Raw genomic sequence first — 15,653 nt, forward strand, 5'->3', positions numbered from 1 at the left:
CTCCGTGGACTTCGCATACGACGCCCGCACCGAAGAGCTGCGCGACAGGCTGCTCGCCTTCATGGACGACCACGTGTACCCGGCCGAGGCCGTCGCCGAGGAGCAGCGGGCCGCGCTCGCCTCTCCCTGGGACACGCCCGCCGTGGTCGGGGAGCTGAAGGCCGAGGCACGCAGGCAGGGCCTGTGGAACCTGTTCTTGCCCGATGCCGAGCACGGTGCCGGGCTCACCAACCTCCAGTACGCGCCGCTCGCCGAGATCACCGGCCGCTCCCCCCAACTCGCGCCCACCGCGCTGAACTGCGCCGCGCCCGACACCGGCAACATGGAGGTGCTCGCGCAGTTCGGCAGCGAGGAACAGCGGAAGCAGTGGCTGGAGCCGCTGCTGGCCGGTGAGATCCGCTCGGCGTTCGCGATGACCGAGCCGGAGGTCGCCTCCTCCGACGCCACGAACATCACGACGCGCATCGAGCGCTCCGCCGACGGCTCCCAGTACGTCATCAGCGGGCGCAAGTGGTACATCTCCGGGGCGATGAACCCGGACTGCAAGATCTTCATCGTGATGGGCAAGACCGACCCCGACGGCACGGACATCCGCCGCCAGCAGTCGATGGTGCTCGTCCCGCGCGACACCCCCGGGCTTCAAGTCCGGCGCGCCATGCGGGTGTACGGGTACGAGGACCACTACCACGGAGGTCACGCCGAGGTCGTCTTCGACCGGGTCCGCGTTCCCGTGTCGAACCTCATCGGCGAGGAGGGCGGCGGCTTCGCCATCGCGCAGGCACGGCTCGGTCCGGGCCGCATCCACCACTGCATGCGGCTGATCGGCATGGCGGAGCGGGCCATCGAGCTGATGTGCCGACGCGCCGTGTCGCGTACGGCCTTCGGGAAACCGCTCGCCCAGCAGGGTGTCGTGCAGGAGTGGATCGCGGACGCGCGGGTCGCCGTCGAGCAGCTGCGGCTCCTGGTCCTGAAGACGGCGTGGCTGATGGACACGGTCGGCAACAAGGGCGCGCACACGGAGATCCAGTCCATCAAGATCGCGACGCCCCGCGCGGTGGTGGACATCCTCGACCGCGCGGTGCAGCTGCACGGGGCGGGCGGTGTCAGTCAGGACTTCCCGCTCGCGGAGCTGTGGGCCGCGGCGAGGACGCTGCGCTTGGCCGACGGGCCGGACGAGGTTCATCTGCGATCGCTGGCCCACCGCGAACTCAAGCGGTACGTGTAGCGCCCTTCAGGGGCGCGGGGAACTGCGCGAGCGGCCCTCGGCGAGCCGCACGCGCCATGCAACCTGCCGCGGCAGACGCGACCGCGCCCCCGGCGGGGGCTGAACGCGCGGTTCCCCGCGCCCCTTACGGGGCCCGCAGGGCCCTCAGGAGGAGGTCGGCCAGGTGGTCGGCCACCTGTTGGGGGGAGAGCGGGCCCTCCGGGCGGTACCACGTGGACAGGTGGTGGACGGAGCCGAAGTGGTAGTCCACCACCAGGTCCGCGGGCGTCGCCGTGGAGAAGACGCCCGACTCCTGCCCCTCCTCGATCAGCGCACGGAAACGCTCGTGGTAGCGGCGCCGTTCCGCCCGGACCTGCTTGTTCTTCTCCGGCCCCAGATGGTGCATGGAGCGGAAGAAGATCGACGCGTCGTCGAGGTTGTCGATCGTGCTGACGACGACGTCCGCCGCGGCGTCGCGGACCCGGTCGGCGACCGGCGCGTCCGCGTCGGCGATGGCGTCGAGCCGCTCCTGCTGGACGCGGAGCAGCCGGGCGTAGACCTCGTGGAGCAGGTCGTCCTTGGAGCCGAAGTAGTGGTAGAGCGCGCCCTTGGTGACGCCGGCCGCCTCCACGATCTCCTGGACCGACGTGCGGTCGTAGCCCTGGTCGGCGAAGAGCCTGGTGGCGGCGGCGAGGAGTCGCTGCGGGACGGGCGTGCCGTCACCGTCCGTCGTTCTGGCCACTGCCGCCACCTGCCTTTCGCTTCACTTGCTGTCGGTCGGACGGGAACGCAGTTCCCGCCGGAGGATCTTCCCACTTGTCGTCTTCGGCAACTCCTCCAGCACCTCGACCTCGCGCGGATACTTGTACGCGGCGAGCCGTTCCCTGCAGTACGCGGTCAGGTCGTCGGGCCCGGTGTCGCTGCCGGGGCGGAGGCTGACGTACGCCTTCACGGTCTCGCCGCGGTAGCTGTCGGGGACGCCGACGACGGCCGCCTCGCGGACGGCGGGGTGGGTGTAGAGGACGTCCTCGACCTCGCGGGGCCACACCTTGAAGCCGGACGCGTTGATCATGTCCTTCTTGCGGTCGACGACGTAGAGCCAGCCCGCCGGGTCCATGAAGCCGATGTCGCCGGTGCGCAGTTCCCCGTCGGGGAAGGCCTCGGCGGTGGCGTCGGGGCGCTGCCAGTAGCCGGGGACGACCTGGGGGCCGCGGACGACGATCTCGCCGTGCTCCCCGAACGGCACCTCTTCGCCGAGGTCGTCCAGGATGCGTACGACCGTCTCGGGACCCGGTACGCCGACGGCGAGGGTGCCCGAGACCGGGTCGACCGGGGCCTCCTGGCCGGGCGGCACGGAGGCGCAGGGCGCGGTGCACTCGGTGAGGCCGTAGCCGTTGTGGAGGTAGGGGCCGAAGGAGGCGCGGAACTTCTCGACGAGGGCCGGGGGCAGCGGCGCGCCGCCGGAGGAGATCATCGCGAAGGAGTCGAAGTGGGCGCGGCTCACGGAGGGGTGGGCGGCGAGCGCCATGAAGGCGGTGGAGGGGCCGACGGTGTACGCGGGCCGGTGCTCGGCGAAGGCGTCGAGGACCACCCCGGCCTCGAAGCGGTAGGCGAGCGCGAGCGTGCCCGCGTTGGCGATGCAGGCGGCGACCTGGGCGACCATGCCGGTGATGTGGAAGAGCGGCGCCATCGCGAAATAGCAGGCGCGTTCCGGTATGCCGGATCCGGTGCGCTGGCGCTCCGCGTTGTAGGTGATGTTGCCGTGGGTGTTCATGGCGCCCTTGGGGGTGCCGCTGGTGCCCGAGGTGTAGCTGATCAGCGCGACGTCGGAGGGGGCGAGGGCACGGTCGGCCGGGGCGGGGAGCCCCTGGCGGGCGACGGCGATCAGGTCGTCGGCGTCGTCGGCGACGGGCAGGCGTGCGAAGTCGAGGACCCGGGTGTCGTTCCGGGTCTGCAGGTCGAGCTGGCAGGCGGTGAGGACGACACGGACCGGCGAGTCGGCGGCGGTGTCGCGCAGATACGTCTCCCAGGCGCGGTCGGAGCAGATCAGCGCGGTCACTCCGGCATCGGCGAGGACGTGCCGGACCTCCGCCGTGCGGTACATGGGGTTGACGGGGACGACGGTGGCGCCCGTCTTCCAGGCGCCGAGGAGCGCGAGCACGAAGTGCGGGGTGTTCTGCAGGAGGATCGCGACGCGGTCGCCGCGGGCGACGCCGCGTGCGGCGAGGTGTCCGGCGACGGAGTCGCTGAGGGCGTCGGTCTCGCGGTAGGTCAGGCGCCCGTCGAAGTAGGCGAGGGCGATGTGCTCGGGGGCGCGGGCGACGGCCGCGCGGAACGCGTCCGGCACGGAGGGCGCGGGGTGGACGGGGGCGCGCTGGGCGTCATTGAGCCGGGCCAGCCAGGGCTTGGCGGTGTACGGGGACCCGACAGGCAGGGAGTCGCTCACCGCTCGTTCTCCTCCCACTTCCGCTGGATGTGGTTCATGCCCTTCAGCCACTTGTCGGGGGTCTCGGCGCGGGCCCGGTAGAACGCGGCCACCTCGGGGTGCGGCAGGACCAGGAAGCGGTCCTCCGCCATGCCGGCGAAGAGCGCGGCGGCGACGTCGTCCGGCTCGATGGCGGTGGGGGTGAGCACGAGGTCGCCCGCGGTGCCGGTGGCGGCGAGCATGTCGGTGCGCACGCCCTGCGGGCAGATCGCGTGGACCTTGATGCCGCGGTGGCGGTACGTGAGGGAGAGCCACTCGGCGAACGCGTACGCGCCGTGTTTGGTGACGCTGTACGGCGCGGCGCCGATCATCGTGAGCAGGCCGGCCGCGGAGACGGTGGAGACGAAGCGGCCGCTCCCCCGCTCCAGCCAGTCCGGGAGCAGCGCGTGGGCCGCCCGCACGTGCGCCATGACGTTGACGTCCCAGGCGGCGGCCCAGACCTCCTCGGGCGCGGCCTCGCTGCCGCCGGAGCCGAGCCCGGCGTTGGCGCAGTACACGTCGACGGTGCCGCCGAGCGCCTCACGGGCCTCGGGCACGATCGCGGACGCGTCGCCGGGCACGGCGATGCCGCCGATCTCGTCGGCGACGGCCTTCGCCTTGGTGCCGTCGAGGTCGTTGACGACGACGCGGGCCCCTTCGGCGGCGAAGCGGCGGGCGAGCGCGGCCCCGATGCCGCCCCCTCCGCCCGTGACGACGACTCCCTTGTCCAGCAGGGTTTCCACGATCGTTCTCCTTCGCCCGCGGCTCGGCTTCGCTGGCAGACTAACCAGTCGGTATGTCGCGGGGAAAGGGGTGCGGAGGCCCAGGTTCGGGGCCTCCGAAGCGCTATGGCCTGCCCGTGACGCTCGCGTGCAGGATCCGCGCCAGTTCGCGCGGCTGGGAGAACATCGGCCAGTGCCCGGTGTCCATCTCGACGAGCCGCCAGCGCTCGCTCTTGAGCAGGTCGGCCGCGTCGTCGGACGGCTCCTCGCCGTCGAGCAGGCACTTGACGTACGTGGTGGGCAGTTCGCCGAGCGGGCGCTCCAGGACGGCGGGCTCGGTCAGGGTGGCGCCCGGGTGCGGTGTCGCGCCGCTCGCGATTCTGGCGACCTGTTCGCTGTCGAGCCCCTGTCCGTCGAACTCCGCCGCGTTGAGCAGCCACGCGCCGTCGCCGTCGTCGAGGATGTCCTCGAACGCCTGCTGGCCCTGCCACCACAGGGAGGCGAACGACTCGCCGTCGACGGGCACGACGGCGTCGACGAACACGACGCGGGCCAGCCGGTCTCCGATGCGCTCGGCCGCCTGGCCGACGGGGATGCCCGCGTAGCTGTGCCCGACGAGGACGACGTCGCGCAGGTCGAGGCGTTCGACCTCGTCGACGATGTCGCGCACGTGGGTCCGCTGCCCGGCGGGGGCGTCCTGCTTGTCGGCGAGGCCGGAGAGAGTCAGGGGGTGGGCGCCGTGTCCGGCGGCCCGCAGGTCCCGTGCCACGTCCTCCCATGCCCAGGAGCCGAGCCACGCGCCTGCCACCAGTATGAATTCCGCCATGGCGGAGAACGTACACGCCCGGGGCGAAACGGGGCAGACCCCTCCGGTGGCCGTCGTCGCACACACGTCTCAGCCACCGAGACCAGCCGTATCAGCTATTGACTGCCCCCTACACCCACCACGAGAGTGCCGCTCGTGCACAGCGAAGCGACTGAGACATCGAAACAGCAGGTCGGTGCCGCCGGAACGGGTGCGGACGGCGCCGGGGACGGCGGGCACGGCGTTGGCGAGAGCATGCGCCGGGTGGCCGTGGCCTCGTTCATCGGAACGGCCATCGAGTTCTACGACTTCTACATCTACGGCACGGCAGCGGCACTCGTCCTCAACGAGGCATTCTTCCCGACCCTCGACCCGGTCAACGCCACCCTCGCGTCGTTCTCCACGTACGCGGTGGCGTTCGCGGCCCGTCCCATCGGCTCGGTGATCTTCGGGCACTTCGGCGACCGCGTCGGCCGCAAGTCCGTCCTGGTGGCCTCGCTGCTCCTGATGGGCCTCTCCACCGCCCTCGTCGGGCTCCTGCCCGGCTACGGCACGTGGGGCGTCTGGGCACCGCTGCTGCTCATCCTGCTCCGCTTCCTGCAGGGCATCGGCCTCGGCGGCGAGTGGGGCGGCGCGGCGCTGCTCGCGGTGGAGCACGCGCCGAGGAGGAAGCGCGGGATGTACGCGGCGTTCCCGCAACTCGGCCCGTCCGTCGGGTTCTTCGCGGCGACCGGCGTCTTCTGGCTGCTGTCGTCCGCGCTCTCCGACGACGCGTTCCGCTCCTGGGGCTGGCGCGTGCCGTTCCTGCTCTCCTTCCTGCTCGTCGGCGTCGGCCTCTTCGTGCGGCTCCGGATCAGTGAGACGCCGGTGTTCGCGAAGGTCATGGCGGCGCAGGAGGCGAGCAAGGCGCCCACGCTCGACGTGCTCCGCCGCCACCCGCGCGAACTGCTCCTCGGCGCGGGCGGCATGGTCGTCGCGTACGGCCTCTTCTACACGGCCACGACGTACTGCCTCGCGTACGCCACCGGCACCCTGCGCATCTCCCGCGACACCATGCTGGGCCTCTCCCTCGTGGCCTGCCTCTTCCTCGCCGCCGGCACCTGGCTCGCCGCGACGCGCTCCGACGGAGCGGGGCGCCGCAGGCTGGTCCTCGCGGGCTCGGCGCTCGCGGTGGTGTGGGGGCTCGTGCTCTTCCCGCTCCTGGACACCGGGCAGCCGGTGCTCGTCGCCCTGGCGCTCGGCGGCGCGCTGTTCTGCATGGGCGTCGTCTACGGCCCGATGGGCGCCTACCTGCCCGAGCTGTTCGGGACGAACGTGCGCTACTCGGGCGCCTCCCTCGCGTACAACCTGGGCGGTGTCCTCGGCGGCGCCGTCTCGCCGCTGGTGGCGACCCGGCTGCAGTCGGCGTTCGGCTCGTCGTCGGTGGGCTGGTACGTGAGCGCGATGGCGGTCGTGTCGCTGGCGTGCGTCCTCGCCCTGCCCGAGACACGCGAGCGGGAACTCGCGTGAACGTGCCCATGCCGCGCATCTGGCCAGGTGGCCCGGGCGGCAGGACCATACCGGCGTGGAGCCCTACTGGGAATTGACCTTCGACGCCGACGGCGACGTCGACACCGCTCAGCGCGCGCAGTTGCTGGCCGGCGCGGAACGTGAAAACGTCACCGACCTGCTGGTCTTCGCGCACGGCTGGAACAACGAGAAGAAGGACGCCAGGCAGCTGTACCGGCGGTTCTTCACCCCCTGCCGGGATCTCGCCGGAACGGGGGTGCGCCTCGGCTACGTGGGGGTGCTGTGGCCCGCGATCCGGTTCCCCGACGAACCCATCCCCGACTTCGACCCGTCGGCCGCGCCCGTCGCCGCCACCCCACCGGGCGAGCCCGTGCTCGACGCGACCACCCGGGAGGCGCTCGACCGCGCCTTCCCCGACCACGCGGCGACCCTGGACCGGATCGCCGAACTGCTCGCCGAACGCTCCGAAGTGCCGTCGCGTGTCTACGAGTTCGGGCGGCACGTGCGCGAGCTGGTGTCCCTGCGCGAGACCCACCCGGCCCGGCACTTCGGGCAGGACACCGGGGCGGGCGAGCCCGCCATGCTCACCGACGACGCGGTCAAGGTCTGCGAGGTGTTCGCCGCCGCCCGCGCGGACACCGGCGAGCCCCTCCTCCTCAGCGAACTGCGCAACCGCCTGTGGGACGGCGCGTACGAACTGCTGCGCCAGGGCACGTACTACGCGATGAAGCGCCGTGCGGGCGCGGTCGGCCAGTTGGGGCTCGGGCCCGCGATCGGTCTGCTCGCGGCGGACGTGCCGACGGTGAGGGTGCACCTCATCGGGCACAGTTTCGGGGGCCGGCTGGTGTCGTACGCGCTGCGCGGGATGCCCGCCGACGTGCGCGCGGTGAAGTCGGTGACGCTCCTCCAGGGCGCCTTCTCGCACTACACGTTCGCCGAGCGGCTGCCCCACGACACGTCGCGCGGCGGGGCGCTGCACGGGATGCAGAAGCGCATCGACGGGCCGCTGGTCTCCTGCTACTCGCACCACGACGACGCCCTCGGCCGGCTGTACCCCCTGGCCTCCAAGCTGGCGGGGGACTCCTCCGGCTTCCTCGGCCTGTGGGAGCGGTGGGGCGCCATCGGCTACAACGGCATCCGGTCCGTGACCGGCACCAAACGCATCAAGCTCGGCGAGAAGGTGCCGGCCAAGGGGTGCGTCAGCATCGACGCGGCGTCGGTGGTGCGCCGGGGCGGCCCGCCCTCCGGCGCGCACAGCGACGTGTGCCACGAGGAACTGGCCCACGTCGTGTTCGCGGCGGGGCGGATCGCCCGGTCGTAAGGGTCCTCCGGTCTACCGGTGGCGGGGGAACTCGACGACCTGCTGGTACGTCGGGCGGTTCTGCCACTGGATCGGCTTGTGCGTGATGCCGCCGAGCGCCCGGTGGATGACGGAGTCCGCGCACCACTGGTCCCCGGCCTTGCACGCGTCGTCACCGGGGTAGACCTCGGTGGCGGGCTTCGCGGCGGCCTGCCCGAGGGTGGTGAGCAGGGCGTCGCGGCAGGCGTCGAGTTCGCCGCCACCGCAGTAGGTGTCGGCGAGCTCGCCCTTCACCGGCTGCCCGAGGACCTTGCGCAGGTCCTTGTCGGCATAGCCCCACCAGCCGTACTGGAAGGCCGATCCGGCGTGCGCCCCCGTCGGCCCGTGCCCGGCGGACGGCGCCTCGTCGGTGGCGAGCTGGGAGGTGAGGGCGTCGTACAGCTCCGTGCCGAGGCCCGGCTTGAACTCGGCCTCGATCAGCCGCGGCCACCAGGCGTCCATGATGCGCACGGCGTCGGGGTGGGCGTACGTCTTGGAGCCCGCCGCCGTCTGGTTGCGCTGGGCGCCCGCCTTGCCCCAGGCCTCCAACTGCTCCACCGCCTTGGCCTGTTGCGGGTCGGTGACCGGCTTGCTGCGCAGCACCTTCAGGAGCTCGGGCAGCACCTGTTCGCCGCGCAGGTCGGTGACGGCGGCCTCGGACATGGCCCGGGTGAGGGAGGCGCGGGTGACGCCGCCCTGCTCGGTGAGCCTCTTGACGCGTCCGTCGAGCAGGTCGCCGCGGTGCACGGCGCTGACGCCGAAGCCCGCCGTGCTGAAGTCCTTGGCCTGCTTGTTGTTCCAGGAGATGTAGTAGTCCTGGTTGACGGATTGCGGGTGTGCGGCGGGCGGGGTCTGCGCGGAGGTGTTGTTCTCCGGGTCGAAGTCACGCCATTCGAGGTCCTGCCGGGCCGTGACCGGCAGGGCGGGGTCGACGCCGTCGGCGCGCTCGGGGTTGGCGCCGCTGTTGTAGTACGCGATGTCGCGGGAGTCGGCGTAGAACCAGTTGAAGGCGTAGCTGATGTTCTGCGCGGCCTTCTTGAACGTCGAGGAGTCCTTGACGTACGTGGGGTCGTTCAGCATCTGGAAGCCGATGATCGAGTCGGCTTCGTGGCGGTAGGTGGAGCGCAGCGAGACGTACGCGACGGGTTTGCCGTCGACGGTCGCGCGGTGCGTGACGATGCCGTACTTCGTGCGGAAGACCTGCATGCGGTAGGAGCCCGCGGCAGTGGAGTCGGCGACGGTCGGCTTCCAGGCGTTCTTGCGCTCCATCTTCTCCATGGGCAGGCAGGTGCCGCGGTACCGATAGCCGGCCGACTGCTTGGTGGGAGCGCCGCCACCCGGTTCGCAGAGTTCGACGGCGTACGTGTCGGTGATGTCCTGCCCGGCGGAGGTGGCCGACCAGGCGTAGTCCTGGCCGCGTCCCAGCTGGACGTACATGCCGACGCCCGCGAAGGAGACGCCGCGTGCGCTGATGCCGGGGCCCTGGAGCTCCTGCTGCATGAGGAGCTGGGGTGCGAAGTAGCCGGTCTGCGGGCCGAAGACGGCGACGGGGTTGCCGCTCGCGGTGTGCTTCCCGGCGACGAGCAGGGCGTTGGACATGCCCTTCTTGTGGCCGTCGGCCTTGAACAGGTCCGGGGGCAGGACACCCTTGTCGTACATGCCCTGCGCGGGCCTCAGCTTCTTCGGGGCCTTCACGGGGTCCTTGGCGCCGGTCCTGGCGCCGCCCTCGCGGTCGTACACGAGCTGTTCACGCTCGACCGAGCCGGGGTCGGGCATGGCGGTGCCGCGTGCTTTCTCCGGCTTGCCCGCGTACGGGAAGCTCGTGCCGTCGTGGATGGTCTGGACGGCCTCGGGGTCGTTGCGGGCGCGGAAGGACTCCCAGACCCGCGTGCCCTTCTCGACGCCGTACTTCTTCTGGGACGCCAGGAGGGAGAGGGCGGACTCGACCTCGCCGCCGCCGCCGTTGCCGAACAGCCCGCCGACCACGGAGGCCAGCGCGATCATGTCGGTGATCTTGAAGGGTTCGATCTCGCCGACGTTGGTGATCGCGTCTATCTTCCCGGTCAGGACGTACTCGCCGGGGAAGTAGCGGCCGTTCTTGGACTTGGTGCGGTACGCGTTGAGGCCGTCGATGTAGGCCTGCGCGTCCTCCATGGCCTGCCTGCCGCGCTCGCCCTGCGTCGACCTGATGTACTCGACCTGCTTCTCCAGGTCCTTCTCCGTGTACGGGGCCTGCGGCCAGAACTGCTGCTCCAGGCCCTGGTTTGCGGGCGCGCCGCCCGCGAACGACGTCAGCTGCCCGCGCCCGATGTGCCGGAAGAGGTCGATGAGCCAGAGCCGGTCCTGCCCGGCGGCGAAGCCCGCGCCGAACTCGGTGCCGTAGCGGGTGGTGCCCTTGATGTGCGGGACGCCGTACTTCTTGTCCCGGGTGATCGTCACGTCGTCGCGCGGCTTGGTGACGGAGGCTATCCGATCGCCGGGTACGCCGAAGGAGGCATCGTTGAAGAACTCGGTGAGCTTGTCGTCGGTGAGCGACGGATAGCCGGAGGAGAGCGCGTCGTACGGGCCCAACTGGTCGTCCGCGTGCGCGGGTCTGGTGCCGAGGACGCGGTGGGCGAGGATCTCGGCGAGCGTCGCGTTGCCGTTGGTGCCGGGCGGCAGGACGTCCGCGCACTGGCCTCCGCAGAGGTCCGTGTCCTCGGCCGCGGACCGCTCCTTCGGGGCCGGTTCCCGGGGACCGGCGACGGCGCCCGGCAGGGGCGCGAGCAGGGACGCGCCGAGCGCGAGCGCCGCCCCCGCGGTGAGTGTTCTGAGCCTGACGATGCGTCGTCGCATGGGTGCTCCTCCGGTTTCTGCGGAAGACCGATGCGGCGGAGGCTACTGGCGGGTTGCCCAACGTGAAAGATGAACAAGCGTCGCCTTTTCCGAATCACCACAACGCGCCCCCCATGCGCCTGCATCACCGCAGCTCGTGCGGGCAGGCGAAAAACGGTCGCGCGATGAGGGAGCCGAATCGCGTGTCGATACGTCTACTCGGCGACGTCGTGACGGACTCGATGGACTCGATTCGACATCGACGCCGGCGACAGCGGAACACGGGTACCAGTACGGAAGTACGTGTGACGGAGGTGCAGGGCGATGGCCGGATTCCGGAGTCTCGCGAGACAGGTGCGTGATCCGAAGAGCGACCTGGCACTGCGGCGCTACTCGCTGCGCAAGTGCCTGGAGAGGTTCGCCCCCTACGGCCACCGGGCGACCTGGGACCATTTGTGCGCCCGGGCGGGGTTCGGGCCCGAGGACAGGTCACCGGATCCGGTGCGGCTGGTGGCGGCGCTCAACGAACTGGAGGCGGCGCGGGCGGTGTGGCTCGCCTACGAGGCGGATTTCGCCGAACGCCGCCGCAAGGAGAAGCACGACGGGCTCAGGCGCCCCGGCAGCGTCGACGACTGGCACCGCTGCACCTGGGGTGGGTGCGGCGTGGCCTGGTGCGACGACCCCGACGTCCACCCGGACGAACCCCTCGCCGAGGTCCTGCGCCGGCTCATCACGGCGCTGGAGCGGGAGCCGGGCACGAGCTGCCCCGTCTGCGCGGACACCGCCCTCACCTGGAAGCACGGCCTGGCGCACGAGCCGTCGTCGGGAGCGGTCTGCACGGGCTGCGGCATCGTCGTGCCCGGCCCGGTCCTCACGGCCGACGCCGTGGACCGGGCGCGCGCGAGGCGGTTGCGTCCCCTGGTGTCGGCGTGAGGAACGGAGCGGTCAGGGCGTGACCACATCCGTGTGGATCGCCAGTTTGAACTGGGCGTGGATCAGCGGCGTGCGGAGCTTCACGTCTCCCACGCCGCGTGCCGAGATCTTCAGGCCGAGCGGTGTGCCCGGGTGCACGAACATCTGCCAGAGGTAGGTCCTGTACTGCCCGCCCCTGGTCGGCGCGGAGTCGGTCGTCGCGGTCGAGTCGTACCCCGTCGAGAGGTTCAGCGGGTCACGGACGTACCGCGAGCGGAACTCGGTCGCCTTCGCGTCCGGCTCCCAGAAGACCATCGCCGAGAGCATGCCCCAGCCCTCGTGGCTGGGCCATATCAGTCCTGAGCGCGCGTCCGGGTACTCCGAAGGGCTCGTCAGACCCTTCGACGGGTCGTGCATGCGCCACGGATCGTACGACTCGTCACCGGCGCCGTACGGGAAGCGCACCAGGTGGTAGCCGTCACTGTCGTACTTGACGGCCTGCTTCCCGTGGCGTGCGGCGTCCCACAGCAGTGAGCAAATGGCGACGGACATCGGCTCTCCCCCGTTCTGTGTCTGTGTCTGTGCCGGCGGATTCGCTTACGTAGAACACACGTTGATACGCCGGACCCAGTTGCGGCCAGACATGGCACAGGAAATTCCGGACCGGTCGCCGCTACCGCTTCCGGGGTCCGCGGTCCACCAGGAGGCGGGAGCCGCTGTGCCGCTCGCCGAAGACGTCGTCGGGGTTGGACAGCACGCAGGTGTCCAGGGACAGGCAGCCGCAGCCGATGCAGTCGGTCAGGTGGTCGCGCAGCCTGCCCAGCTGCTTGATGCGCTCGTCCAGCTCCGAGCGCCACCCCTCGGAGAGCCGCGCCCAGTCCTCGCGGGTCGGCGTGCGCTCCTCGGGGAGCGAGTCGAGGGCCTCGCGGATCGTCGAGAGCGGGATGCCGACGCGCTGGGAGGCGCGGATGAAGGCGACGCGGCGGAGCGTGTCCCGGTGGTAGCGGCGCTGGTTGCCGGAGGTGCGGCGGCTGGTGATGAGGCCCTTGGACTCGTAGAAGTGCAGGGCGGACACGGCGACGCCGCTGCGGTCGGCGAGCTGGCCGACGGTGAGTTCGTGGACCTTCTCCGGTATCTGGGGCACACCACAAACCTACTGGCTGGTCCGTTGACACGCGTGGGCCCACGCACCATGCTGAGCAAGCGCTTAGTCTGCATACGTCTAGGAGGCCAGGGACATGGCGGAGCCGAGGATCTTCACGTCGCCCGAGGAGCTGCGCGCCGGAGTCGGCGAGCAGCTCGGGTACAGCGACTGGCTGGAGATCGACCAGAAGCGGATCGACCTCTTCGCCGAGGCGACCGGCGATCACCAGTGGATCCACGTGGACGCGGAGAAGGCGGCCGAGGGCCCCTTCGGGACGACCATCGCGCACGGCTACCTGACGCTGTCGCTGCTGCCGATCCTGGTGCCGCAGACGATGCGCGTCGAGGGCATGAAGATGGGCCTCAACTACGGCACGGAGAAGGTCCGCTTCCCCTCCCCCGTGCCGGTCGGCTCGCGGCTGCGCGCGACCGCCGTGCTCACGGACGTCACGCCGACCAAGGACGGCGGCGTACAGGTGACGGCCAAGGTCACCGTCGAGCGCGAGGGCGGCGACAAGCCGGCCTGCGTGGCGGAGTCGGTGTCGCGCTACTACTTCTGAGGCTCCACGGGCCTGGCGCCCACCATGCGCAGCACGAGGTCGGCGTAGAGCGCGCCGACCTCGTCGGGCGTCCGGTGTCCCGCCGCGTTGAACCAGCGGGCGACGTCGATGCAGAGCGACAGGACGGCGAGCGTGGTGCCGGGCACGTCGGGGACGTCGAACTCCCCCGTCCGCACGCCGTCGTTGATGATGTCCCGCACGGCCGCGTCCGACTGGCGGCGCAGCGCGACGATCTCGGTACGGTGCTCGTCGCCGAGCGCGTCCAGCTCGTACTGCACGACCCGCGCGGTCGTGTGGTGCGCGGCGTGCCAGCCGACGAAGGACCGGACGGCTTCCTGGAGCCGTTCGGCGGGGCCGCCCGCGCCGTCCGCCGCGGTCCGCAGGATCGTCAGGGCCTTGTCGTGGCCGATCCGGCTGATGCGGTGGAGCAGCTCTTCCTTCGTCTTGTAGTGGATGTAGAGCGCGGCGGGGCTCATGCCGGCACGGCCCGCGATGTCCCGGGTCGTCGTCGCGTGGTAGCCACGCTCGGCGAAGGCCTCGACGGCGGCGACCAGCAGCCGCCTGGCCGCGTCGGGGCTGACCTCGCCCCACGGCTGCTCCTCGCCGGGCGTCTCCTCCGCCGTACCCATGTCCACTCCTTCACCGTTCGGGAGGGACACCATACCCCTGACGGTGAGCAAGCGCTTAGCGCGTCGGCCGGGTCAGGGCGCCTCCTGCCGGTCCCTGATCACCTTGGCGAGGGTGAACGCGGAGGTCGTCAGGTAGAGCACGGCGATGGCGAGGAAGCCCCGCACCCAGGCCGATGCGTCCAAGTAGCCGATGCCGACGGCGACGGCACCGAGGGAGACCGCGAAGGAGGCGACGGCCTGGCCGTAGAAGGCGTTGGTGGTCTGCTGCTGTTTGACGAACGGATCGGTCATGCCGTCAGCTTCGGGGAGGAACGGCGGACCCGGTATCCGCTCACGTACTCAGGCCGGTACTCAGAAGGGTTCAGAAGGCCGAAACCCCCGTCAGCGCGCGGCCGATGACGAGCTTCTGTATCTGGCTCGTGCCTTCGTAGAGGGTCATGACGCGGGCGTCGCGCAGCAGCTTGCCCGCCGGGTACTCGTCGATGTAGCCGTACCCTCCGAAGACCTGAAGAGCGTTGTTCGCGGCCCGCACCGCGGCCTCGGAGGCGAACAGCTTGGCCTTGGAGGACTCCGTGGCGAACGGCTGCCCCCGGTCGATCAGATCGGCGACCCGCCAGGTCAGCAGGCGCGCGGCGTCCACGTCGACCGCGATGTCGCTGATCAGCTCCTGCACCAGCTGGTGGTGGGCGATGGTCTTCCCGAACTGCTCGCGCTCGGTGGCGTACCGCACCGCCGCGTCCAGGGCGGCCCTCGCGATGCCGACGCAGCCCGCCGCCACCGACATCCGCCCCTTCGCGAGGGCCGACATGGCGACGGAGAAGCCCTTGCCCTCGGGCGCCATCATGGCCGAGGCGGGCACGCGGACGTCCTCCAGGACGAGTTCGGCGGTGGCCTGGCCGCGCAGGCCGAGCTTGCCGTGGAGGGTGCGGCGGGTGAGGCCGGGGGTGTCGGTGGGGACGAGGAAGGCGGACACACCCTTGTGGCCGGGGGCGTCGCCGGTGCGGGCGAAGAGGAGCACGACATCGGCCCAGGTGCCGTTCGTGATGAACATCTTCGTGCCGTTGACGACGTACGAGTCCCCGTCGCGCACCGCCCGCGTGCTGAGGCTGCCCGCGTCGGAGCCGGTGCCCGGTTCGGTGAGCCCGAAGCATCCGACGTACTCGCCGGAGGTGAGCCCCGGCAGCCACTGCCGCTTCTGCTCCTCGCTGCCCCAGTGGGCGATGGTCTTGGCGACCAGGCCGAGCGAGACGGAGACGATGCCGCGCACGGAGGAGTCACCGCGCCCGAGCTCCTCGGTCACCAGGCAGTACGCGAGGTGGTCGCCGCCCGAGCCGCCGTACTCCTCGTCGATGGTGAGCCCGAGAAAGCCGACTTCGCCGAGCTTCTTCACCAGGGTGCGGTCGACGCTCTCCGCGCGGTCCCACTCGACGACGTGCGGTGCGATCTCGCGCGCGACGAAGTCCTCGGCCAGCTCCCGGACGGCGGTCTGCTCGTCGCTGAGCTCCAGGTTCATCGGGGGCACCTCTTCACGTCGACATTTAAATTAGCACTG

Annotated in this window: 14 protein-coding genes and 1 pseudogene; 5 read left to right on the forward strand and 10 right to left on the reverse strand. The window is 71.1% G+C overall.

The window, feature by feature from the left end; genetic code table 11:
* The first annotated feature begins 4 nt into the window (after positions 1–4).
* Positions 5–1,225: an acyl-CoA dehydrogenase family protein gene (locus DEJ47_RS07145; protein ID WP_150166021.1), complete on the forward strand. Its 1,221-nt coding sequence runs from the start codon at positions 5–7 to the stop codon at positions 1,223–1,225.
* Positions 1,226–1,349: 124 nt separating this feature from the next.
* On the opposite strand, the gene DEJ47_RS07150 is transcribed toward DEJ47_RS07145, so the two are convergent.
* From DEJ47_RS07150 to DEJ47_RS07165, 4 genes are all read right to left on the reverse strand, one after another.
* On the reverse strand, positions 1,350–1,946 hold the full coding sequence (locus DEJ47_RS07150; protein WP_150166023.1) for a TetR/AcrR family transcriptional regulator: 597 nt from the start codon (positions 1,944–1,946) through the stop codon (positions 1,350–1,352).
* 21 nt (positions 1,947–1,967) lie between these two features.
* Positions 1,968–3,650 (reverse strand): class I adenylate-forming enzyme family protein, encoded by a 1,683-nt coding sequence (locus DEJ47_RS07155; RefSeq protein ID WP_223828259.1) that lies wholly within the window; start codon positions 3,648–3,650, stop codon positions 1,968–1,970.
* Positions 3,647–4,414, reverse strand: a complete 768-nt coding sequence (locus DEJ47_RS07160; RefSeq protein ID WP_150166025.1) for an SDR family oxidoreductase — start codon at positions 4,412–4,414, stop codon at positions 3,647–3,649. Before DEJ47_RS07160 ends, DEJ47_RS07155 begins: the two co-directional genes overlap by 4 nt.
* 100 nt (positions 4,415–4,514) lie before the next feature.
* On the reverse strand, positions 4,515–5,216 hold the full coding sequence (locus DEJ47_RS07165) for an alpha/beta fold hydrolase (protein ID WP_150166027.1): 702 nt from the start codon (positions 5,214–5,216) through the stop codon (positions 4,515–4,517).
* Positions 5,217–5,450: 234 nt separating this feature from the next.
* Here DEJ47_RS07165 and DEJ47_RS07170 point away from each other — a divergent pair, with 234 nt between their 5' ends.
* A complete protein-coding gene (locus DEJ47_RS07170; protein WP_150175476.1) occupies positions 5,451–6,704 on the forward strand; it encodes an MFS transporter in 1,254 nt (417 codons plus the stop codon).
* Positions 6,705–6,759: 55 nt separating this feature from the next.
* Entirely contained in the window at positions 6,760–8,025 is a 1,266-nt protein-coding gene (locus DEJ47_RS07175; RefSeq protein ID WP_150166029.1) for a serine-threonine protein kinase, read from the forward strand.
* A 12-nt stretch (positions 8,026–8,037) separates the two neighbouring features.
* Here DEJ47_RS07175 and DEJ47_RS07180 read toward each other — a convergent pair whose 3' ends face one another.
* A complete protein-coding gene (locus DEJ47_RS07180) occupies positions 8,038–10,878 on the reverse strand; it encodes a penicillin acylase family protein (protein WP_150166031.1) in 2,841 nt (946 codons plus the stop codon).
* A gap of 303 nt (positions 10,879–11,181) precedes the next feature.
* On the opposite strand from DEJ47_RS07180, the gene DEJ47_RS07185 reads away from it, so the two are divergent.
* Positions 11,182–11,790: a hypothetical protein gene (locus DEJ47_RS07185; RefSeq protein WP_150166033.1), complete on the forward strand. Its 609-nt coding sequence runs from the start codon at positions 11,182–11,184 to the stop codon at positions 11,788–11,790.
* 12 nt (positions 11,791–11,802) lie between these two features.
* Here the strand turns inward: DEJ47_RS07185 and DEJ47_RS07190 are convergent, their stop codons facing one another.
* Entirely contained in the window at positions 11,803–12,321 is a 519-nt protein-coding gene (locus DEJ47_RS07190; RefSeq protein WP_150166035.1) for a hypothetical protein, read from the reverse strand.
* 121 nt (positions 12,322–12,442) lie between these two features.
* Entirely contained in the window at positions 12,443–12,913 is a 471-nt protein-coding gene (gene soxR, locus DEJ47_RS07195; RefSeq protein ID WP_150166037.1) for a redox-sensitive transcriptional activator SoxR, read from the reverse strand.
* 94 nt (positions 12,914–13,007) lie between these two features.
* On the opposite strand from soxR, the gene DEJ47_RS07200 reads away from it, so the two are divergent.
* A complete protein-coding gene (locus tag DEJ47_RS07200) occupies positions 13,008–13,472 on the forward strand; it encodes a MaoC family dehydratase (protein WP_150166039.1) in 465 nt (154 codons plus the stop codon).
* Here DEJ47_RS07200 and DEJ47_RS07205 read toward each other — a convergent pair.
* The 3 genes and pseudogenes from DEJ47_RS07205 to DEJ47_RS07215 all read right to left on the reverse strand — a co-directional run bounded on the left by DEJ47_RS07205 (position 13,463) and on the right by DEJ47_RS07215 (position 15,614).
* Positions 13,463–14,101, reverse strand: coding sequence for a TetR/AcrR family transcriptional regulator (locus DEJ47_RS07205; protein ID WP_150166041.1), 639 nt, complete (start codon positions 14,099–14,101; stop codon positions 13,463–13,465). The genes DEJ47_RS07200 and DEJ47_RS07205 overlap by 10 nt on opposite strands.
* Before the next feature lie 78 nt (positions 14,102–14,179).
* Positions 14,180–14,392 (reverse strand): annotated as a pseudogene (locus tag DEJ47_RS07210) (YiaA/YiaB family inner membrane protein); the annotation flags it as partial.
* Between the two features lie 70 nt (positions 14,393–14,462).
* Entirely contained in the window at positions 14,463–15,614 is a 1,152-nt protein-coding gene (locus tag DEJ47_RS07215) for an acyl-CoA dehydrogenase family protein (protein ID WP_150166045.1), read from the reverse strand.
* Positions 15,615–15,653 lie beyond the last annotated feature (39 nt).

Origin of the sequence: Streptomyces venezuelae (assembly GCF_008642355.1) — a bacterium.
Taxonomy (GTDB): Bacteria; Actinomycetota; Actinomycetes; order Streptomycetales; family Streptomycetaceae; genus Streptomyces; species Streptomyces venezuelae_B.